Genomic DNA, 20,754 nt, shown 5'->3' with positions numbered 1-20,754 from the left:
GCCGGGTAAGCCTCACGCCTTACCCGGCCTGAACATCCGGGAAACTTATGTCACATACACATGCTCTCCATCTCGTGAAAAAACGAGATGCGATATTCCTTTGGGTCTTGCTTGGCTGGCTGGCGTTCGCCCTGCTGCCGAGCTGGAGCCTGGATTACGGCCTGCTGGAGTCCACCGGCGATGAAATCCTCGCGGCCTACGGCTGGTCACACCGCAATGTCAGCTGGCTATGGTGCCTGTTGCCGAGCCTCCTGCTGCTTCGCCCCTACACCCCTGCGGGCGGTGAACGGCGGCGGCGCCACGCGTTCGATGCCGGCTGGGCGCTGCTGTGCATGGCCTTTATCGTCGTCAGCGCCACGGTGGCGGGGCGCGGTTTAGGCTACGCCACCCTGGTGCAATTGACCGCGCTGGGCGCCATCATGACGCTGGCGCAGACCCGCCTCGAATGGCTGGGCGGCGACCGTTTCGTTATCGGTGCGCTGGTCACCATCGTGGCGCTGATCGGCGTCTTCATCGTCTGGCCAAGCATCGCGATTTTCATTCCGATGTTCACCGACCAGACGGGTGCGTTCGCGCCGCTGGCGTTTATGAACGTGCTGTCGCAGGCGCATATCGTTCAGGTGATCCTCAACTCCATCGCCCTGTCGATCGCGGTGGGCGCCGGCTGCACCTTCTTCGGCCTGGTGCTGGCGATTTACACCACCCGCATCGCCAGGCGCAGCGCGATTATCGGCCGCATCTTCTCCATCCTGCCCATCGTCACGCCGCCGTTCGTCGTCGGCCTGGGCGTCACGCTGATGATGGGGCGCTCCGGCTACGTCACCGAGTGGATGGTGGCCTGGTTCGGCCTGACCAACACCAACTGGCTGTACGGCTTTACCGGCATCTGGCTGGCGCAGGTGCTGGCGTTCACGCCGATGGCGTTCATGATCCTCGACGGCGCGATCAAGACCATTCATCCTTCGCTGGAAGAAGCCTCCTACACCCTGCGCGCCAGCCGCTGGCAAACCTTTAACGGCGTGTTCGTGCCGCTGCTGAAACCGGCGCTGGCCAACGCGTTTCTGATCGTGGTGGTGCAATCGCTGGCCGACTTCAGCAACCCGCTGGTGCTCGGCGGCAATTTCGACGTGCTGGCGACGCAAATCTATTTCTACATCACCGGCTCACAGCTCGACTATCAGGCCGCCAGCACCCTCGGCGCCTTCCTGCTGCTGTTCTCGCTGCTGGTGTTCTGCATCCAGTACCTGTGGATCGGCAAACGCTCCTACGTCACCGTTTCCGGCAAATCCTATCGCGGTGACGTACAGCCGCTGCCGGTCACGCTGGTGTGGGGCGTGATCGCGCTGCTGGCGGTGTGGGTAGCCTTTAACGCCCTGCTCTACGGCAGCATTTTCTACGGCAGCTTCACCGTCAACTGGGGGGTGGATTACACGCTGACGCTGGATAACTTCATCAAGCTGTTCGGCCAGGGCATGAGCGACGGCGCGTGGCCTTCGCTGCTCGACACGCTGCTGTACGCCGGGATCGCCGCGCCGATCACCGCCGCCTTCGGCCTGCTGATCGCCTGGATCGTGGTGCGCCAGCAGTTCAGGGGCAAAAAGACCATCGAGTTCACCACCATGCTGTGCTTTGCGGTGCCGGGCACCGTGGCCGGCGTCTCTTACATTCTCGCCTTCAACAGCGCGCCGGTGTACCTCACCGGGACGGCCGCCATCGTGATTATCTCGATGGTGATGCGCAACGTGCCGGTGGGCATTCGCGCCGGGATTGCCGGGCTGGGCCAGATAGACAAATCGCTGGACGAAGCCTCGCTCAGCCTGCGCGCCGGCTCGCTGCGCACCATCACGCACATCCTGCTGCCGCTGCTGCGCCCGGCGATCCTGTCGGCGCTGATCTACAGCTTCGTGCGCGCCATCACCACCGTCAGCGCCATCGTCTTCCTGGTCACCCCCGATACCCGCGTGGCCACCGCATACATCCTCAACCGCGTGGAAGACGGCGAATACGGGGTGGCGATCGCCTACGGTTCAATTCTGATCGTGGTGATGCTGGCGATTATTTTCCTCTTTGACTGGCTGATCGGCGAGGCACGCATCTCCCGTTCAAAAGCCAAAAACCAGGCGTAATGGAGCCCATGATGAGCCAGAAAAATTTCGTTGAACTGCGCAACGTCTCCAAACGGTTCGGCAGCAACACGGTGATCGATAACATCGCGCTCACCATCCCTCGGGGGCAGATGGTGACGCTGCTCGGCCCTTCCGGCTGCGGCAAGACCACCATTTTGCGCCTGGTCGCCGGGCTGGAGAAACCGAGCGACGGGCAGATATTCATTGATGGCGAAGACGTCACCCATCGTTCCATCCAGCAACGTGACATCTGCATGGTGTTCCAGTCTTATGCCCTGTTCCCGCACATGTCGCTGGGGGAAAACGTCGGCTATGGCCTGAAGATGCTCGGCATTCCGCGCGCCGAAGTGAAAGCGCGCGTGCAGGAAGCGCTGGCGATGGTGGATCTGGCGGGGTTCGACGATCGCTATGTCGATCAGATCTCCGGCGGCCAACAGCAGCGCGTGGCGCTGGCGCGCGCGCTGATCCTCAAGCCGAAAGTGCTGCTGTTCGACGAGCCGTTGAGCAACCTCGACGCCAACCTGCGCCGCAGCATGCGCGAAAAGATCCGCGAGCTGCAAAAGCAGTTTGATATCACGTCGCTGTACGTCACCCACGATCAGAGCGAGGCTTTCGCGGTCTCAGACACCGTGCTGGTGATGAACAAGGGGCATATCATGCAGATAGGCTCGCCGCAGGATCTCTATCGGCAGCCGGCGTCGCGCTTTATGGCGAGCTTCATGGGGGACGCCAACCTGTTCCCGGCCGGCTTCAGCGCGGACTATGTCGATATCAGCGGCTATCGCCTGCCGCGCCCGGCGCACTTTGCCGCCGAAGGCGCCGGCACGGTGGGCGTGCGGCCGGAAGCGATCACGCTGAGCGAGCACGGCGAGGAAAGCCAGCGCTGCGTGATCCAGCATGTCGCCTACATGGGGCCGCAGTATGAAGTTACGGTGGCGTGGCATGGGCAGCAAATTTTGCTGCAGGTTAACGCCACTCGCCTGCAGCCGAACGTCGGCGAACATTATTATCTGGAAATTCACCCCTACGGCATGTTTATGCTGGCGGACGCGGCATAATAAGCATCACTCTTAAGCGTTAGAATAACGGCCATTCCGCATGGAATGGCCGGAAATAACCGTCTCAAAAACCGTATTTATCTATTTTTACAATTCCATCCAAGTCCTTGTTCAATCGAAAAATAAACACAGCCGCATTCATTAAAAAATAACCGCCAGGGCCGACAAGGGTGATATTTTTATTTATATAGGGTAAGCTTAATCCCGCAGTCGAAATTATTTAACGGCCAACTCAAGGAGAAATTCATGAGCAACAATGCAAACGCACAGGCACAGCTGGATAATTTACGCAACGTCGCTTCCCAGCTGAAGGAAATGCGCCACTATGCGCAGTCGAATACCGAGACGCTCTCCGCACACTGGCTGGCCTTCGATCAGGGGGAATGCAAAAATAAGGCATTCGCCGAAGCAATTAACGACCTGTTGAATAAACAGGGTGCCTGTCTGGAAGGGCTGGAAAAAACCATTCAGGATATCGAGATAGAATTTAACCGTCTCGACAACGCCGCCTGATAATACCGATTTAAATAAACCCGCCGCGTGCGGGTTTATTTTTAGCTGCGGCAGATGACGCGCGCAATATCCCCTGACGTCGTCAGCGCGCGTATTTCGCTGAACAGTTCGGCGGCTTCGTCATATTCCTTGCGCAAATAGCCCAGCCACTGTTTGATACGCGCCACGTGATACAGGCCGGTGTCGCCCTGCTTTTCCAGATGGGCGTATTTTTGCAGCAGCTCAACCACCTGCGGCCAGGGCATACGCGGTTCGTTGTACTTCACTACCCGGCTCAGGTTCGGCACGTTGAGCGCGCCGCGCCCCAGCATGATGGCGTCGCAGCCGGTCGTCTGCAGGCAATCCTGCGCGCTCCGGTAATCCCAGATCTCGCCGTTGGCGATCACCGGAATGCTCAGCCGCTGACGGATCTCGCCGATCGCCGCCCAGTTGATGCGATCCGCCTTGTAGCCGTCCTCTTTGGTGCGGCCATGCACCGTCAGCTCGCTGGCGCCCGCCTGCTGCACCGCATCGGCGATTTCAAAACTGCGGTTGGAGGAGTCCCAACCCAAACGCACCTTCACCGTGACCGGCAGATGAGTCGGCACCGCCGCGCGCATCGCTTTGGCGCCCTGGTAGATCAATTCCGGATCTTTGAGCAGCGTCGCCCCGCCGCCGCTGCCGTTCACCAGCTTGGATGGGCAGCCGCAGTTGAGATCGACGCCGTAAGAGCCCAGCTCCACCGCGCGCGCGGCGTTCTCCGCCAGCCACTGCGGGTGCTGCCCCAGCAGCTGTACGCGCACCAGCGTGCCCGACGGCGTGCGGCTGGCGTAGCGCAGCTCCGGGCACAGCCGGTAGAACGACTTGGCCGGCAGCAGCTGATCGACCACGCGCAAAAATTCGGTGATGCACAGATCGTAGTCGTTCACCTCGGTGAGCAACTCACGCACCAAAGAATCGAGAACGCCCTCCATCGGAGCCAATAATACGCGCATGACCAATCCCAGCTAAAAAAAGACCCGCAATGATACGGGTGAATGCCCGCGCCAGACAAGCCTCCGCGGGCATTAAAAGCGCCGTCAGCCCAGCCGGCGGATCGGTTGGCCGGCGAGGAACGCCGCAATATCCTCGACCGCCTCGGTGAAGTAGGCGCGGTAGTTGTCGTCCGCCACGTAGCCCACATGCGGCGTCGCCAGCACGTTGGGCAGCTGACGAAACGCATCGTCGGCCGGCAGCGGCTCCGTCTCGAACACGTCCAGCCCGGCGCCGGCGATCTTCCGCTGTTGCAGCACGTCCACCAACGCCGCCCGATCGACGATCGCCGCACGCGAGGTGTTGAGCAGGTAAGCGGTGGGCTTCATCGCCGTCAATTCGTCACGCCCCACCAGTCCGCGGCTGCGATCGCTCAGCACCAGGTGGATAGAGACAAAATCGCTCTGCTCGAACAACGCCCGTTTGGACGGCGCCAGTTCAGCCCCCTCCTGCGCCGCCCGTTCCGCCGTCAGGTTCTGGCTCCAGGCCAGCACCCGCATGCCGAACGCCTGCGCCACCCGGGCCATCTGGCCGCCGATCTTGCCCAGCCCCAGCAGCCCCAGCGTTTTCCCCTGCAGGGTGACGCCGAGATCCCGCTGCCACGGGCCGTTGTTTTGCAGCCCGACGCTTTCCGGCACGATATGCTTCGCCAGCCCGAGCAGCAGCGCCCAGGTCAGCTCCATCGGCGCCGCCGACCCGCTGCTGGTGCCGCACACCACCACGCCGCGCTCGGCGGCGGCGGCCAAATCGATAGCGGCGTTGCGCATGCCGGAGGTGATCAGCAGCTTCAGCTTCGGCAGCCGCGCCAGCAGCGAGGCGGTCATCGGCGTGCGCTCGCGCATGATGACCAGAATGTCGCACTCCTGCAGATGCACCGCCAGCTCCGCCTCATCGGTAAAGTGCGCGCTGATGGCGGACACCTCCACCCGCTCGGCCAGTGCCGACCAGTCCGCCATCTTGAGCGCCACCTGCTGGTAATCATCGAGAATTGCGCACTTCAATTTCATCTCCGTCTCCTGGAATGTAGGGGTAGCCACCGTCCAGCCTAGTACGAAAATGCCTTTCCGCCAGGCAAAAAAAAGCCGCCCGTATCGGCGGCTTACTCTTAGAGCAATCAGGCTTATTCGGCCGGTTTGCGATTGCGCGGGCGGCGCGAAGGCGCGCCGGAACGGCGCTGGCCGTCCCCCTGCGGGCGGGCGTTACCGTTGCCGTTGCCGCGGTTTTCACGCTGGCCGCCGTTCGCGTTACCGCTGCGCTGACCGCCGCCGTTACCGGAACGCTGGCCACCGCCGTTGCCGCGCGGCGCACCGCGCCCGCCACCCTGGCGGCCGTTGATGATCGGCTCGGCCTTGATGGTCGGATCCGGCTCGTAGCCCGGCAGCGCGATGCGTGGAATTTCACGCTTCAGCAGACGCTCGATGTCGCGCAGCAGCTTGTGCTCGTCCACGCACACCAGCGAGATAGCTTCGCCGGTGCGCTCCGCGCGGCCGGTACGGCCGATACGGTGCACGTAGTCTTCCGGCACGTTAGGCAGCTCGTAGTTCACCACGTGCGGCAGCTGGTCGATATCCAGACCGCGCGCCGCGATGTCGGTGGCCACCAGCACGCGGATGCGGCCGTCTTTAAAGTCCGCCAGTGCACGGGTACGGGCGCCCTGGCTCTTGTTGCCGTGGATCGCCGCGGCGGTGATGCCGTCTTTGTTCAGCTGCTCCGCCAGGTGGTTGGCGCCGTGCTTGGTGCGGGTAAACACCAGCACCTGTTTCCAGTCGCCTTCGCCGATCATCTGCGACAGCAGTTCCCGCTTACGCTTCTTGTCGACGAAATGCACGCTCTGTTCGATCTGCTCGGACGCGGTGTTGCGGCGCGCCACTTCTACCGAAGCCGGGTTGTGCAGCAGCTTGTTGGCCAGCGCCTTGATGTCGTCGGAGAAGGTGGCGGAGAACAGCAGGTTCTGACGCTTGGCCGGCAGCTTGGCCAGCACGCGGCGGATGTCGTGGATAAAGCCCATGTCCAGCATGCGGTCCGCTTCGTCCAGCACCAGAATTTCGATTTTGGACAGGTCAACCGCGTTCTGATGTTCCAGATCCAGCAGACGGCCCGGCGTCGCCACCAGGATATCGACGCCGCCGCGCAGCTTCATCATCTGCGGGTTGATGCTCACGCCGCCAAACACCACCAGCGAACGCAGGCGCAGGTGTTTGCTGTAGGCATCGACGTTTTCGCCGATCTGCGCCGCCAGCTCACGGGTTGGCGTCAGGATCAGCGCGCGCACCGGGCGACGGCCTTTGACCGGATGGTCATGCTTGCTCAGCAGCTGCAACAGCGGCAGGGTAAAACCGGCGGTTTTACCGGTGCCGGTCTGGGCGCTGGCCATCAGGTCACGACCTTCCAGCACGACAGGAATAGCCTGACGCTGAATTGGCGTCGGTTCGCGATAGCCCTGTTCTTCAACAGCGCGCACAATTTCAGCACTTAAGCCGAGGGTTTCAAATGACATAAAGAGAAAAACTCCAGATCCCCCCTAACCTAACGGTGTTCGGTGCAGTTTCCTGGGAGGATGATCAGACGGGGCATTAAGCATGACCACGAGGGATTGGCACAAACTGCAGTGCACCAGGCGCCGATTGTAACAGAAGTCGCGCAATAAAAAGCACTTTTACGCGTGGAGAGCACAATCTGCCGTAAATTCAGCATTGTCTGAAGCCGATCACATAACGCATTGTGATTAGCGGTTGCGTTTTAAACAATCTGGCATAAAGTTAATCATATGATTGATTAACTTCGAGCGTGACCCATGCCAGCTTCCGTACCTCATCAGGCCGCCGGCCGGGCGCGCGGCGAGCAAGCGCGCCGGCAGCTGCTCGCCGCGGCGACCGACCTGTTCGGTGAATATGGCCTGCAGGGCGCCACCACCCGCGATATCGCCCAGCGCGCCGGCCAGAACATCGCCGCCATCACCTATTACTTCAGCTCTAAAGAGGGGCTGTACCTGGCCGTGGCGCAGTCGCTCGCCGATTTCATCCAGCAGGCGTTCGCCCCGCTGGCCGAAGAGGTCGATCGCTTCTGGCAACAGCCCGTCGCGCAGCGCTCACCCGACGCGGCGCTGCGTTTGCTGCAGCGTGGCCTGCTGGCCTTCAGCGAACTGATGACCCAGCCGCACACGCTGAACCTGAGCAAAATCATGTCGCGCGAACAGCTCGCCCCGACCGACGCCTACCCGCTGATCCACAGCCAGGTGATCGCGCCGATGCACGAGCGGCTGTGCCGCCTGCTGGCGGCCGCCACCGGCATCGACGAACGCGCCCCCCGCCTCGTGCTGCATACCCATGCGCTGATCGGCGAGGTGCTGTCGTTCCGCGTGGCGCGCGAAACCATCCGCCGTCAGGCCGGCTGGCAAGAGATTGGCGAGGGCGAAGCGGCGCAAATCGCGGCGGTGCTGAGCGAGCATATCGAGATTCTGGTTGTTGGGCTGCGCCAACGTCACGGCGCGTAAATTCAGGCAGGGAGTGTTATGAACAAAAAACGCAGTGCCTTGATCGTGTTGTTAATTCTGCTGATCGCGGCCGCCGCTTACGGGGTTTGGCATTACCAACAGCAGCAGGATAAGCCGCTGACGCTGTATGGCAACGTCGATATCCGCACGGTGAACCTCGGCTTTCGCGTCGACGGCCGCCTGGCGTCGCTGACGGTGGATGAAGGCGATGCCGTTCAGCCGGGCCAGCTGCTCGGTAAGCTGGACGACGCCCCCTACCGCAACGCGCTGCAGCAGGCCGAAGCCAACGTCGGCAGCGCGCGCGCCAAGCTGTCGTTGCTGCAGGCCGGTTATCGCGCCGAAGAGATCGCCCAGGTACGGTCGGAAATGGCGCAGCGCCAGTCCGCCTTCGCCTACGCCGACAGCTTCCTGAAACGCCAGCAGGGGCTGTGGGCGAAAAACGCCACCTCCGCCGACGCGCTGGAGGATGCGCGCACCGCTCGCAATCAGGCGCAGGCCAACCTGCAGGCGGCGAAGGACAAGCTGTCGCAATACCGCAGCGGCAACCGCCCGCAAGAAATCGAACAGGCCAAGGCCGACGTGGCGCAGAGCGAAGCGGCGCTGGCGCAGGCACAGTTGAACCTGCAAGACGCCACGCTGGTTTCCCCTTCCGCCGGCACGGTGCTGACCCGCGCGGTGGAGCCGGGCACCATGCTCGGCGCCGGCGGCACGGTCTTCACCCTGTCGCTGACCCGGCCGGTGTGGGTGCGCGCCTACGTCAACGAAACCAGCCTGAGCCAGGCGGTGCCCGGCACCGAACTGGAGATCTACACCGACGGCCGCCCCGGCAAGCCTTATCACGGCAAGATCGGCTTCGTCTCGCCGACCGCCGAATTCACGCCGAAAAGCGTTGAAACGCCGGATCTGCGCACCGATCTGGTGTACCGCCTGCGGGTGATCGTCACCGACGCCGATGACGCGCTGCGCCAGGGCATGCCGGTCACTCTGCGCTTCGCCAAACCCTGAGGCCGGCCATGGAACAGGCGCACACCATTGAGCTGGAAGGGCTGGAGAAGCGCTTCCCGTCGCTTGAGAAACCGGCGGTCGCCAGCCTGACCACCACCCTGCGCAGCGGCGCGGTGATCGGGCTGGTCGGCCCGGACGGCGCCGGCAAAACCACCCTGCTGCGCATGCTGGCCGGGCTGCTGCAGCCCAGCAGCGGCAAACTGCGGGTCGCCGGGCTGGATCCGATCGCGCAGGATCGTCAACTGCACGCGATCCTCGGTTACATGCCGCAGAAGTTCGGGCTGTATGAGGATCTGACGGTGATGGAGAACCTGACGCTGTATGCCGATCTGCGCGGCGTCACCGGCGATCTTCGCCGCCAGACCTTCGAGCGGCTGTTGAAATTCACCGATCTGACCCGCTTCACCGAGCGCCTGGCGGGCAAGCTGTCCGGCGGCATGAAGCAAAAGCTGGGCCTGGCCTGCACGCTGCTGGGCGAACCTCAGGTGCTGTTGCTGGATGAGCCGGGCGTCGGCGTCGATCCGATCTCGCGCCGCGAGCTGTGGCGCATGGTGCACGAGCTGGCCAACGACGGCATGTTGATCCTGTGGAGCACGTCTTATCTCGACGAAGCCGAGCAGTGCCGCGAAGTGCTGCTGCTCAACGAGGGCGAGCTGCTGTTCAGCGGCGCGCCGCAGGCGCTGACCCGCCGTATGGCCGGGCGCACGGTGTTGATCGCCGCGCCCCCCGGCAGCCATCGATCGCTGCTGCAGCGGGCGATCTGCCTGCCGGCGGTCACCGACGGGGTGATCCAGGGCAAGTATCTGCGCCTGATCCTGAAGGAAGGCGAAGATCACCGCCGGCTGTTGCAAGCGCTGGATCTACCGGACGCCGAACTGGACGAAGCGGATCCGCGCTTCGAGGATGCTTTTATCGATCTGCTCGGCGGCGGCCCCAACCACCGCTCGGCGCTGGCGGAGATCATGCCGACCGTCAACGGCGCAAGCGGTGAAACGGTGATCGAAGCGGTGCAGCTGACCAAAAAATTCGGCGACTTCGCCGCTACCGATCACGTTGATTTCCAGGTGCGGCGCGGCGAAATTTTCGGCCTGCTCGGGCCGAACGGCGCCGGCAAGTCCACCACCTTCAAAATGATGTGCGGCCTGCTGATCCCCTCCAGCGGCAAGGCGTTGGTGCTGGGGATGGATCTGAAGACCAGCTCCGGCAAGGCGCGCCAGCGGCTCGGCTACATGGCGCAAAAATTCTCGCTGTACGGCAACCTGACGGTGGCGCAGAACCTGAAGTTCTTCTCCGGCGTCTACGGCCTGGGCGGCAAGGCGCAGCGCGACAAAATCGACGAGATGTCCCGCGCCTTCAACTTCGCGCCGATCCTCGATCAGACGCCGGACGCGCTGCCGCTCGGCTTCAAACAGCGCCTGGCGCTGGCCTGCGCGCTGATGCACGAACCGGATATCCTGTTCCTCGACGAACCGACTTCCGGCGTCGATCCGCTGACGCGGCGCGAGTTCTGGTTGCACATCAACGGCATGGTCGACAAGGGCGTCACGGTGATGGTGACCACCCACTTTATGGACGAGGCGGAGTACTGCGACCGCATCGGCCTGGTGTACCGCGGCAAGATCATCGCCGCCGGCACGCCGGACGATCTCAAACAGCAGGTGGCGCGCGACGACAATCCCAATCCCTCGATGGAGCAGGCGTTTATCGAGCTGGTGCAGGGCTACGATGAGGAGAAATCACGGTGAGCGATAACCGCACCCCAATCGACGACGGCGGCTTCTCCTGGCGCCGGTTGCGCGCGCTGTGCCTGAAGGAAACGCGGCAGATATTGCGCGATCCCAGCAGCGGCCTGATCGCCTTCGTCATCCCGCTGATGCTGCTGTTTATCTTCGGCTACGGCATCAACCTGGACTCCAGCAAGCTGCATCTGGGTATTCTGATGGAGCAGCAAAGCGAAGACGCGCGCGATCTGGCCCAGGCGTTCGCCGGTTCGCCCTATATCGAACCGACCATCAGCGACAACCGCCAACGGCTGATCCAGCAGATGCAGGCCGGCACGATCCGCGGCCTGGTGGTGATCCCGGTGGATTTCGACCAGCGCATGGCGCGCCCGCACGACAGCGCCCCTATCCAGGTGATTACCGACGGCAGCGAGCCGAACACCGCCAACTTCGTGCAGGGTTACGCCCAGGGCGTATGGCAAGTTTGGCAGCAGCAGCGCGCCACCGATCGGGGCAACAGCGACAAACCGCTGATTGACGTGCAGATGCGCTACTGGTTCAACCCGGCGGCCATCAGCCGGCACTACATCATTCCCGGCGCCATCACCATCATCATGACGGTGATCGGCGCCATCCTCACCTCGCTGGTGATCGCCCGCGAATGGGAGCGCGGCACCATGGAGGCCCTGCTGTCCACCCAGGTGACGCGCAGCGAGCTGCTGCTCTCCAAGCTGATCCCTTATTACTTCCTCGGCATGGCCGCCATGGCGCTGTGCATGGCGGTGGCGGTGTGGGTGCTCGGCGTACCCTATCGCGGCTCGCTGCTGATCCTGCTGCTGATCAGCAGCCTGTTCCTCGCCAGCACCCTCGGCATGGGCCTGCTGATCTCCACCCTCACCCGCAATCAGTTCAATGCGGCGATGGTGGCGCTGAACGCCGCCTTCCTGCCGTCGATCATGCTGTCCGGCTTCATCTTCCAGATCGACAGCATGCCGGCCATCGTGCGCGCGGTGACCTACATCATTCCGGCGCGCTACTTCGTCAGCACGCTGCAAACGCTGTTCCTGGCGGGCAACGTCGGCACCGTGCTGCTGATCAATCTGCTGTTCCTGATCGCTTCCGCGGTGGTGTTCATCGGCCTGACGGCCTGGAAAACCCAGCGCCGGCTGGATTGAGGAGAAAAGCGATGTTTCATCGTCTGTTGACGCTCATCATCAAGGAAATGCAGGCGCTGCTGCGCGATCCGCAAACCCGCGCCATTTTAATCATGCCGGTGATCCTGCAGGTGCTGCTGTTCCCGTTCGCCGCGACGCTGGAAGTCACCAACGCCACCATCGCGGTCTACAGCGAGGACAGCGGCCAGGCCTCGGTAGAGCTGACCCAGCGCTTCGCCAAGGCCAAGGCCTTTCAACACGTGCTGCTGCTGCGCAGCCCGCAGGAGATAAAGACCACCATCGACAATCAGCGGGCGCTGCTGCTGATCCGCTTCCCGGCGCAGTTCTCGCGCGATATCGCCACCGGCAACACCGCGCCGCTGCAGCTGCTGCTCGACGGGCGCAACTCCAACAGCGCGCAGATCGCCGCCAACTACGTGCAGCAGATCGTGCAGGAATATCAGAACGAGCTGCTCGGCAACCGCGCTAAACCCAACAACAGCGAGCTGGTGGTGCGCAACTGGTATAACCCGAACCTGGACTACAAATGGTTCGTGGTGCCGTCGCTGATCGCCATGATCACCACCATCGGCGTGCTGATCGTCACCTCGCTATCGGTGGCGCGCGAACGCGAACAGGGCACGCTGGAACAGCTGCTGGTCTCGCCGCTCACCACCTGGCAGATCTTTATCGGCAAGGCGGTGCCGGCGCTGATCGTCGCCAGCTTCCAGGCCAGCATCGTGCTGCTGATCGGCATCTTCCTGTATCAGATCCCGTTTGCCGGATCGCTGCTGCTGTTCTATGCCACCATGCTGATCTACGGGCTGTCGCTGGTCGGTTTCGGCCTGCTGATCTCGTCGCTGTGCGCCACTCAGCAGCAGGCGTTCATCGGCGTGTTCGTGTTCATGATGCCGGCGATCCTGCTCTCGGGTTACGTCTCGCCGGTGGAAAATATGCCGGTGTGGCTGCAGGATCTGACCTGGGTTAACCCGATACGCCACTTCACCGACATCACCAAGCAGATCTACCTGAAGGACGCCAGCTTCGACATCATCTGGCACAGCCTGTGGCCGCTGCTGGTGATCACCGCCACCACCGGCAGCGCCGCATACGCGCTGTTCCGCCGCAAAATCGCATAAAAAAGGCTCTGCATGTCACATGCAGAGCCTGGTAAGTCCTAGGGATTTCAAGCTGCTGCTTGAAAGACCACGGATTTAGCGGCGGTTGCCGAAGATACGCAACAACATCAGGAACAGGTTGATGAAGTCGAGATACAGCGTCAGCGCGCCGACGATGGCGTACTTGCGGAAGCTGTCTTTATCATCGGCGTTCAGCTGCTCGCCCATCGCCTTGAGTTTTTGCGTGTCGTACGCGGTCAGGCCGACGAACACCACCACCCCGATGTAGGTGATCGCCCACATCAGCGCGGTGCTTTTCAGCCAGATGTTCACCAGCGAGGCCAGCACGATGCCGATCAGCGCCATGAACAGCATGCTGCCGAAGCCGCTCAGATCGCGCTTGGTGGTGTAACCGTACAGGCTCATGGCGCCGAACATGCCGGCGGTGACCACGAAGGTGCTGGCGATCGAGCTGTAGGTGTAGGCAATGAAGATGCTCGACAGCGTCAGCCCGGTCAGCGCCGAGTACAGCATGAACAGCGAAGTGGCCACCGCGCCGCTCAGGCGGTTGACCATGCCGGAGATCACGAACACCAGCGCCAGCTGGGCGATGATCAGGCCGAAGAAGGTGATCTGGCTGGAGAAGATGAAGTTGAGGATCGCGGGCGTGTTGGCCGCATACCAGGAAACGAACGCCGTCAGCAGCAGACCGCAGGTCATCCAGCCGTAAACCTGCGCCATGTAGGCCTGAATGCCGCTGTTGGCACGTTCGACGATTGAACCATTAGAGCGTGGATATCGGTCCATGACGGTTACCTTTTGCGTTGTAAACAAGATTCCGAAGCCCCGCGAACGGGGCTTCGCCTGCTATAAGCGTACCACAGAATATGCCGGGCGAAAGCGGCAAAGGTCTTGATTTGTTTCCGCTGTTGACGCGTTATTTAGCCGCGTCGTGCCAGCGCTGCGCGGCCTCGCGATCGCTGTCGCGGGCGTCCACCCAACGATCGCCCTGGCCGGTGGCTTCGCGCTTCCAGAACGGCGCGCGGGTCTTCAGGTAGTCCATGATGAACTCGCTGGCGGCGAACGCCATGCTGCGGTGTGCGCCGGTCACGCCAACGAACACGATCTCGTCGCCGGGATACAGCGCGCCGACGCGGTGGATCACCGTTACCCGCTGCAGCGGCCAACGGCTGCGCGCCTCGGCCACGATCTCCGCCAGCGCCTTCTCGGTCATGCCGGGATAGTGTTCCAGCGTCAGCGCGCTGACGTCGTCACCCAGATTATGGTTGCGCACCTTGCCGGTGAAGGTCACCACCGCGCCATCGGCGTCGCACTGCGCCAGCCACTGGTACTCGTCGCCGACGTTGAACGGCGCTTCGCCCACGCGAATGCGGGTATTTTCCATGCTTACCCCCCGGTGACCGGCGGGAAGAAGGCCACTTCATCGCCGGCGCGCAGCGGATGGTCCGCCGCCACCAGCGACTGATTGACCGCCGCCAACAGCTTGCCGGACTCCAGCGCCAGCGCCCAGCGATCGCCGCGCGCGCACAGCGCCTGGCGCAGCGCCTCGACGGTCGGGTAATCCGCCGGCATCGACAGGCCGCCGGTGCCCACCAGTTCGCGCACCTGCGCGAAGAAAAGAATATCGATCATACGTTCACCTTAAAATCGCCGGATTTGCCGCCGCTTTTCGCCAGCAGGCGCACCGGGCCGATCACCATGTCTTTCTGTACCGCTTTGCACATGTCATAAATGGTCAATGCCGCCACCGAGGCGGCGGTCAGCGCCTCCATCTCGACGCCGGTTTTGCCGGTCAGCCGGCAGCAGGTTTCGATGCGCACCCGGCTGTGCTGCGTTTGCGCCTCCAGCTGCACTTCGACCTTGCTCAGCATCAGCGGGTGGCACAGCGGGATCAGCTCCCAGGTGCGTTTGGCCGCCTGAATGCCGGCGATGCGCGCCGTGGCGAACACGTCGCCCTTGTGATGGCTGCCGTCGACGATCATCGCCAGCGTGGCGGGCAGCATCTCGACGAAGGCCTCGGCGCGCGCCTCGCGCACCGTTTCGGCCTTGGCGGAAACATCGACCATATGGGCTTCGCCGGCGGCGTTAATATGGGTTAGCTGTGTCATGACTCAGGGCTTCTTCAAATGGGGCTGGAAGTTGCACGGGCGATGGCGCGCGTCCAACTGCTCTTCGATAATCCGCTCCCAGGCGGTGCAGCAGGCGCGGGTGGAGCCCGGCATGGCGAAGATCACCGTGCGGTTGGCCAGGCCGGCCAGCGCGCGCGACTGGATCGTCGCGGTGCCGATCTCTTCGTACGACACCATGCGGAACAGTTCGCCGAACCCTTCCACCTCTCTGTCGAACAGCGGCAGCAGCGCTTCCGGCGTGTTGTCGCGGGCGGTAAAACCGGTGCCGCCGGTGATCAGCACCGCCTGCACGTTGTCATCGGCGATCCAGGCGGAAACCCGCGCGCGGATCTGGTAAATGTCATCTTTAACGATGGCGCGATCCACCACCTGGTGGCCGGCTTCCTGCGCCGCTTCCTGCAGATAGTGGCCGGAGGTGTCTTCCGCCGCGCCGCGGCTGTCGGAGACGGTCAGGATGGCGATATGCGCCGCAATAAACTCGCTGCTCGCATGGCTCATTGTTCAATAGGCTCCTATTGGCTGTCAGCCGCCGATAAACGACAGATTCTGGGTGATCCCGCTGTTGCCCTGATGCAGGAAATGGGTCTGCTTCTTGCTCAGCAGCCCGCTCTGGATGCGCGCCTTCAGCGCGTCGAGCTGGCCGTCCTCGGCCAGCAGATCGCGCAGGGGCACTCCCTGCTCGCCGAACAGGCACAGGTGCAGATTGCCGATGGAAGAGACGCGCAGCCGGTTACAGCTGGCGCAAAAGTCTTTTTCATACGGCATGATAAGCCCCACCTCACCCTGGTAGTCAGGGTGGCTGAACACCTGCGCCGGGCCGTCGCTGCGGCCGCGTGCCTGGCGCTGCCAGCCCTGCTGCTCCAACTGCAGGCGAATCACTTCGCCGGAAACGTGATGTTTGCGAAACAGCTCGCCGCCCTCGCCGGTTTCCATCAGTTCGATAAAGCGCAGCTGGATAGGCCGGTCCTTGATCCAGGCGAGAAAGGCGCCGAGCTGCTGGTGGTTAACGTCGCGCATCAGCACCGCGTTGACCTTGACCTTGCTGAAACCGGCGCTGAAGGCGGCATCAATGCCGTCCATCACCTGGCGGAACTTGTCCTGGCCGGTAATGGCATGAAACTGGCGGGGATCCAGGCTGTCGATGCTGACGTTAATCGCCGTCAGACCAGCGTCACGCCAGGCGGCGACGTCGCGCGCCAGACGGTAGCCGTTGGTGGTGACCGCCAGGGTACGGATGGCCGGGTTTTCCCGCACGGCGGCGATGATCTCGGTAAAATCGCGGCGCAGCGAAGGCTCGCCGCCGGTCAGGCGCACCTTTTCGGTGCCCAGTTCGGCGAACGCGCGGCTGACGCGGCGGATTTCATCCAGCGACAGGAAGCTTTTCGGGCTGCCGCTCGGCTTGTAGCCGTCGGGCAGACAATAGGTGCAACGAAAGTTGCACACGTCGGTGATCGACAAGCGCAGGTAATAGAACTTGCGCTCATAAGCATCAATGAGTTGCGGCACCATAACACCTTTCCAAAGTCGGGAGATGCGAGCGTTTCCCCTCTGCACCCTGGTGGCTGACTTCGCCACGGCCCAGGCGCCATATCGTTCCGGATGAACAACGTAGGCGCAGGGGCTAGGAGTTTGATTTCTCTTCCCGCTACCTTGAGTAGCCGGAACGAAACCGTGGTTTTCAGCAGAATTCTAGCGCTAATCGGCAACGATAGCCAACGCGTAAATTCGCTATATAATTGTCTATACAGCGTTTTTAGACGCCGCGTATTCGGGTAAACCATGATAAACATCACTTGCGCGGACGAATTGACCGGAATCACGCAAATGACACTCTTATCGCGTTTTTATGCCGGATCCGCTACCTTATGCGGGCAGTTCAGCCCCTTTGTAAGGAAATTTATGCGTAATCGTACCCTGGCCGATCTCGACCGCGTGGTGGCGTTAGGCGGCGGACACGGCCTGGGCCGTGTGATGTCGGCCCTGTCGTCCTTAGGCTCCCGCCTGACCGGCATCGTCACCACCACCGACAACGGCGGTTCCACCGGCCGTATCCGCCGTTCGGAAGGCGGCATTGCCTGGGGCGATACCCGTAACTGTCTCAACCAGCTGATCACCGAACCGAGCGTCGCCTCGGCGATGTTCGAATACCGCTTCAGCGGCAACGGTGAGCTGGCCGGCCACAACCTCGGCAACCTGATGCTGAAAGCGCTGGATCACCTGAGCGTGCGCCCGCTGGAAGCGATCAACCTGGTACGCAGCCTGCTGAAGGTGGACGCGGCGCTGATCCCGATGTCGGAGCAGCCGGTGGATTTGATGGCGCACGATCACGAAGGCAACCATGTTTACGGTGAAGTGAATGTCGACCAGCTGACCCATATGCCGCAGGAGCTGATGCTGTCGCCGCCGGTCAACGCCACGCGCGAAGCGCTGGACGCCATCGCGCAGGCCGACGTGATCCTGATCGGACCGGGCAGTTTCCTCACCAGCCTGATGCCGCTGCTGCTGCTGGACGATCTCACCCAGGCGCTGCGTCGCAGCAGCGCCAACATGATCTATATCGGCAACCTCGGCCGCGAGCTGAGCGTGGCCGCCGCGGCGCTGTCGCTACAGGATAAGCTGACGCTGATGGAAGAGAAAATCGGCCGCCGGATGATCGATGCGCTGATCGTCGGCCCGGCGGTGGACGCCAGTGAAGTGCAGGATCGGGTGGTGATTCAACAGCCGCTGGAAGCGAGCGACATCCCCTACCGCCACGATCGCCAGCTGCTACGCCAGGCGCTGGATCGGGCATTGGTGGCGCTGGCCGCCCGCCGCTGACCGAATTTAACCGTCTCGCCCGCGCAACCAGGGATTATCGCTGGCTGGGGCGGGATGGCTGACCATATCGATATACAGGTCTTCCACCTCTTTGCGCGCCCAGGGCGTGCGACGCAAAAACTTCAGGCTGGACTTGATGCTCGGATCGCTGCGGAAGCAGTTGATGCGAATGCGCGCGCCCAGCTCGGACCAACCGTAGTGATCCACCAGTTTAGTCAGCAGTTGCTCCAGCGTCACGCCGTGCAGCGGGTCTTTGGACTGGTGTTGGCTCATGTTCGGTACTCTTCGTGGTCAAATCGGGCCGCACACCTTAACAGCTTTGACGCGGCCGACAAGGAATTTCGACGCCCGCCGCGCGGGCGCCATCCAACGGTCAGGAAATCGCAATAAACTGCTCGCGCAGCTGGTGGATCTGGTCGCGCAGCGCAGCCGCCTGCTCGAACTCCAGGTTTTGCGCGTGGGTGTACATCTGCGCTTCGAGATCGCGGATTTTCTGATCCAGCGCTTTCGGCGTAAGGTTCTGCAGCGAAGCGCCGCCGTCCGCCGCCTTGCCCTTGCCTTTGCTCTTGGCGCGGTTGACCGGCTGGCCGATCTGCAGAATGTCGCCGATCTTCTTGTTCAGCCCCTGCGGCACGATGCCGTTGGCTTCGTTGTAGGCCTGCTGCTTGGCGCGGCGCCGCTCGGTTTCGCCGATCGCCTTGGCCATCGAATCGGTGATGCGATCGCCATACAGGATCGCCTTGCCGTTCAGGTTACGCGCCGCGCGGCCGATGGTCTGGATCAGCGAACGCTCGGAACGCAGGAAACCTTCCTTGTCGGCGTCCAGAATCGCCACCAGCGACACCTCAGGCATGTCGAGCCCCTCACGCAGCAGGTTGATGCCCACCAGCACGTCGAACTCGCCCAGACGCAGGTCACGGATGATTTCGACCCGTTCTACGGTATCAATGTCCGAGTGCAGGTAGCGCACGCGCTCGCCATGCTCTTCCAGGTATTCGGTCAGGTCTTCCGCCATGCGTTTGGTCAGGGTGGTCACCAGCACGCGCTCGTTGATCGCCGCGCGCTTGCGGATCTCGGAGAGCAGATCGTCCACCTGGGTGGCGACCGGCCGCACCTCCACGATCGGATCCAGCAGCCCGGTCGGCCGCACCACCTGATCGATCAGATCGCCGCCGGATTTCTCCAGCTCGTATTTGCCCGGCGTCGCGGAGACATAGATGGTCTGCGGCGCCAGCGCCTCGAACTCCTCGAAGCGCAGCGGGCGGTTGTCCAGCGCCGACGGCAGGCGGAAGCCGTACTCCACCAGCGTTTCCTTGCGCGCGCGGTCGCCCTTGAACATCGCGCCGATCTGCGGAATGGTGACGTGGGATTCGTCGACCACCAGCAGGCCGTCCGCCGGCAGGTAGTCGAACAGCGTCGGCGGCGGCTCGCCCTCGGCGCGCCCGGACAGGTAGCGCGAGTAGTTTTCGATGCCCGAGCAGTAGCCCAGCTCGTTCATCATCTCCAGATCGAACTGGGTGCGCTGCGTCAGGCGCTGCTCTTCCAGCAGCTTGTTGTTGGCCAGCAGCACCTTGCGGCGGTCCGCCAGATCGACCTTGATCTCTTCCATCGCCTGCATGATCCGCTCGCGCGGCGTCACGTAGTGCGATTTCGGGTAGATGGTAAAGCGCGGCACCACCTGCTCGATCTGCCCGGTCAGCGGATCGAACAGCGACAGCCGCTCCACTTCTTCGTCGAACAGCTCGACGCGCAGCGCCAGCTCGTCCGACTCCGCCGGGTAAATGTCGATCACCTCGCCGCGCACGCGGAAGGTAGCGCGCTGGAAGGCCTGATCGTTGCGGGAATATTGCAGCTCCGCCAGGCGGCGCAAAATGGATCGCTGATCGATGATCATCCCCTGGGTCAGGTGCAGCATCATCTTCAGGTAAAGATCCGGATCGCCCAGGCCGTAGATCGCCGACACCGACGCCACCACCACCACGTCGCGCCGCTCCAGCAGCGCCTTGGTGGCGGAAAGGCGCATCTGCTCGATGTGCTCGTTCACCGAAGCGTCTTTTTCAATGAAGGTATCGGAGCTGGGCACGTAGGCTTCCGGCTGGTAGTAGTCGTAGTAGGAGACGAAGTATTCCACCGCATTCTCCGGGAAAAACTCTTTCATCTCGCCGTACAGCTGCGCCGCCAGCGTCTTGTTCGGCGCCAGCACCATGGTCGGCCGATTCAGATCGGCTATCACGTTGGCGATGGTGAATGTCTTGCCCGAACCGGTGACCCCCAGCAACGTCTGGTGCGCCAGGCCGTCTTCCAGCCCCTCTTCCAGCTTGCGGATGGCTTCCGGCTGATCGCCGGCCGGTTTGAACTCTGAATGCAGTTTGAAAAGTTTACTCATTGCTCGGCTACCCTGTGGAGATGCGCGCGCTCAGGCGGCCAGCCGACTCTGCGCCGGGCATGGCCCCTAATTATGGAAAGTGTCGGCGATTTGCGCCAGTGCCCATGATACTGGATATAAAACCAGCTTCAAGCGGATTCGTCGCTGCGCCCGATGCCGCGGCAACGCCGTTGCACCGTGGCGTTACAGTCCGGTGACATTT

20 protein-coding genes and 1 riboswitch are annotated in these 20,754 nt (G+C 62.5%); of the genes, 9 read left to right on the top strand and 11 right to left on the bottom strand.

Annotated elements, in window-relative coordinates; genetic code table 11:
• Window positions 1-47 precede the first annotated feature (47 nt).
• The 3 genes from ACJ8PI_RS02250 (at window position 48) to ACJ8PI_RS02240 (ending at window position 3,697) form a co-directional block, all read left to right on the top strand.
• Window positions 48-2,126 carry an ABC transporter permease gene (locus tag ACJ8PI_RS02250; protein ID WP_164134029.1) on the top strand — a complete coding sequence of 693 codons (2,079 nt, stop codon included), beginning with the start codon at window positions 48-50 and terminating at the stop codon, window positions 2,124-2,126.
• 11 nt (window positions 2,127-2,137) lie between these two features.
• On the top strand, window positions 2,138-3,184 hold the full coding sequence (gene fbpC, locus ACJ8PI_RS02245; protein ID WP_060421251.1) for a ferric ABC transporter ATP-binding protein: 1,047 nt from the start codon (window positions 2,138-2,140) through the stop codon (window positions 3,182-3,184).
• Between the two features lie 246 nt (window positions 3,185-3,430).
• Window positions 3,431-3,697 carry a hypothetical protein gene (locus tag ACJ8PI_RS02240; protein WP_164134028.1) on the top strand — a complete coding sequence of 89 codons (267 nt, stop codon included), beginning with the start codon at window positions 3,431-3,433 and terminating at the stop codon, window positions 3,695-3,697.
• Between the two features lie 41 nt (window positions 3,698-3,738).
• On the opposite strand, the gene dusC is transcribed toward ACJ8PI_RS02240, so the two are convergent.
• The 3 genes from dusC to rhlE form a co-directional block, all read right to left on the bottom strand.
• Window positions 3,739-4,671 carry a tRNA dihydrouridine(16) synthase DusC gene (gene dusC, locus ACJ8PI_RS02235; RefSeq protein WP_164134027.1) on the bottom strand — a complete coding sequence of 311 codons (933 nt, stop codon included), beginning with the start codon at window positions 4,669-4,671 and terminating at the stop codon, window positions 3,739-3,741.
• A gap of 84 nt (window positions 4,672-4,755) precedes the next feature.
• Window positions 4,756-5,715: a D-2-hydroxyacid dehydrogenase family protein gene (locus tag ACJ8PI_RS02230; RefSeq protein ID WP_047568809.1), complete on the bottom strand. Its 960-nt coding sequence runs from the start codon at window positions 5,713-5,715 to the stop codon at window positions 4,756-4,758.
• Between the two features lie 113 nt (window positions 5,716-5,828).
• Window positions 5,829-7,205, bottom strand: coding sequence for an ATP-dependent RNA helicase RhlE (gene rhlE / locus ACJ8PI_RS02225; RefSeq protein WP_033637514.1), 1,377 nt, complete (start codon window positions 7,203-7,205; stop codon window positions 5,829-5,831).
• 297 nt (window positions 7,206-7,502) lie between these two features.
• Here rhlE and cecR point away from each other — a divergent pair, with 297 nt between their 5' ends.
• From cecR to ACJ8PI_RS02200, 5 genes are read left to right on the top strand one after another with little or no spacing between them, the layout of a single operon-like run.
• On the top strand, window positions 7,503-8,201 hold the full coding sequence (gene cecR, locus ACJ8PI_RS02220; protein WP_041033964.1) for a transcriptional regulator CecR: 699 nt from the start codon (window positions 7,503-7,505) through the stop codon (window positions 8,199-8,201).
• Window positions 8,202-8,219: 18 nt separating this feature from the next.
• A complete protein-coding gene (hlyD, locus tag ACJ8PI_RS02215; RefSeq protein ID WP_033647110.1) occupies window positions 8,220-9,206 on the top strand; it encodes a secretion protein HlyD in 987 nt (328 codons plus the stop codon).
• A gap of 8 nt (window positions 9,207-9,214) precedes the next feature.
• Window positions 9,215-10,951 carry an ATP-binding cassette domain-containing protein gene (locus ACJ8PI_RS02210; protein ID WP_164134026.1) on the top strand — a complete coding sequence of 579 codons (1,737 nt, stop codon included), beginning with the start codon at window positions 9,215-9,217 and terminating at the stop codon, window positions 10,949-10,951.
• Window positions 10,948-12,102, top strand: a complete 1,155-nt coding sequence (locus tag ACJ8PI_RS02205) for an ABC transporter permease (RefSeq protein WP_060420103.1) — start codon at window positions 10,948-10,950, stop codon at window positions 12,100-12,102. Before ACJ8PI_RS02210 ends, ACJ8PI_RS02205 begins: the two co-directional genes overlap by 4 nt.
• An 11-nt stretch (window positions 12,103-12,113) precedes the next feature.
• Window positions 12,114-13,220 carry an ABC transporter permease gene (locus ACJ8PI_RS02200; RefSeq protein ID WP_033637509.1) on the top strand — a complete coding sequence of 369 codons (1,107 nt, stop codon included), beginning with the start codon at window positions 12,114-12,116 and terminating at the stop codon, window positions 13,218-13,220.
• A gap of 75 nt (window positions 13,221-13,295) precedes the next feature.
• Here the strand turns inward: ACJ8PI_RS02200 and ACJ8PI_RS02195 are convergent, their stop codons facing one another.
• From ACJ8PI_RS02195 to moaA, 6 genes are all read right to left on the bottom strand, one after another.
• Window positions 13,296-14,006, bottom strand: coding sequence for a Bax inhibitor-1/YccA family protein (locus ACJ8PI_RS02195; RefSeq protein WP_033637508.1), 711 nt, complete (start codon window positions 14,004-14,006; stop codon window positions 13,296-13,298).
• Window positions 14,007-14,136: 130 nt separating this feature from the next.
• Window positions 14,137-14,604: a molybdopterin synthase catalytic subunit MoaE gene (moaE, locus tag ACJ8PI_RS02190; RefSeq protein WP_004939764.1), complete on the bottom strand. Its 468-nt coding sequence runs from the start codon at window positions 14,602-14,604 to the stop codon at window positions 14,137-14,139.
• Between the two features lie 2 nt (window positions 14,605-14,606).
• Window positions 14,607-14,852, bottom strand: a complete 246-nt coding sequence (gene moaD, locus ACJ8PI_RS02185) for a molybdopterin synthase sulfur carrier subunit (protein ID WP_019453985.1) — start codon at window positions 14,850-14,852, stop codon at window positions 14,607-14,609.
• Window positions 14,849-15,328 (bottom strand): cyclic pyranopterin monophosphate synthase MoaC, encoded by a 480-nt coding sequence (gene moaC / locus ACJ8PI_RS02180; RefSeq protein ID WP_033637506.1) that lies wholly within the window; start codon window positions 15,326-15,328, stop codon window positions 14,849-14,851. Before moaC ends, moaD begins: the two co-directional genes overlap by 4 nt.
• Window positions 15,329-15,331: 3 nt before the next feature.
• Window positions 15,332-15,847: a molybdenum cofactor biosynthesis protein B gene (moaB, locus tag ACJ8PI_RS02175; RefSeq protein WP_164134025.1), complete on the bottom strand. Its 516-nt coding sequence runs from the start codon at window positions 15,845-15,847 to the stop codon at window positions 15,332-15,334.
• Window positions 15,848-15,871: 24 nt separating this feature from the next.
• Window positions 15,872-16,858 carry a GTP 3',8-cyclase MoaA gene (gene moaA, locus ACJ8PI_RS02170; RefSeq protein ID WP_041033959.1) on the bottom strand — a complete coding sequence of 329 codons (987 nt, stop codon included), beginning with the start codon at window positions 16,856-16,858 and terminating at the stop codon, window positions 15,872-15,874.
• A riboswitch (molybdenum cofactor riboswitch) is annotated at window positions 16,845-16,989 on the bottom strand. It overlaps the preceding gene by 14 nt.
• A gap of 259 nt (window positions 16,990-17,248) precedes the next feature.
• Here moaA and yvcK point away from each other — a divergent pair.
• The gene (yvcK, locus tag ACJ8PI_RS02165) at window positions 17,249-18,166 is read left to right on the top strand and encodes a uridine diphosphate-N-acetylglucosamine-binding protein YvcK (RefSeq protein ID WP_164134024.1); all 918 of its coding nucleotides are present in this window, start codon (window positions 17,249-17,251) and stop codon (window positions 18,164-18,166) included.
• A gap of 6 nt (window positions 18,167-18,172) precedes the next feature.
• On the opposite strand, the gene ACJ8PI_RS02160 is transcribed toward yvcK, so the two are convergent.
• On the bottom strand, window positions 18,173-18,439 hold the full coding sequence (locus ACJ8PI_RS02160; RefSeq protein WP_049201151.1) for a VF530 family DNA-binding protein: 267 nt from the start codon (window positions 18,437-18,439) through the stop codon (window positions 18,173-18,175).
• A 100-nt stretch (window positions 18,440-18,539) separates the two neighbouring features.
• A complete protein-coding gene (gene uvrB, locus ACJ8PI_RS02155; RefSeq protein WP_033647115.1) occupies window positions 18,540-20,552 on the bottom strand; it encodes an excinuclease ABC subunit UvrB in 2,013 nt (670 codons plus the stop codon).
• Window positions 20,553-20,754 lie beyond the last annotated feature (202 nt).

The organism is Serratia sp. CY82433, assembly GCF_052166535.1.
Lineage (GTDB): Bacteria > Pseudomonadota > Gammaproteobacteria > Enterobacterales > Enterobacteriaceae > Serratia > Serratia sarumanii.
Note: the sequence above shows the minus strand (reverse complement) of the source record. Positions and strands in the feature narration are given on the sequence as shown.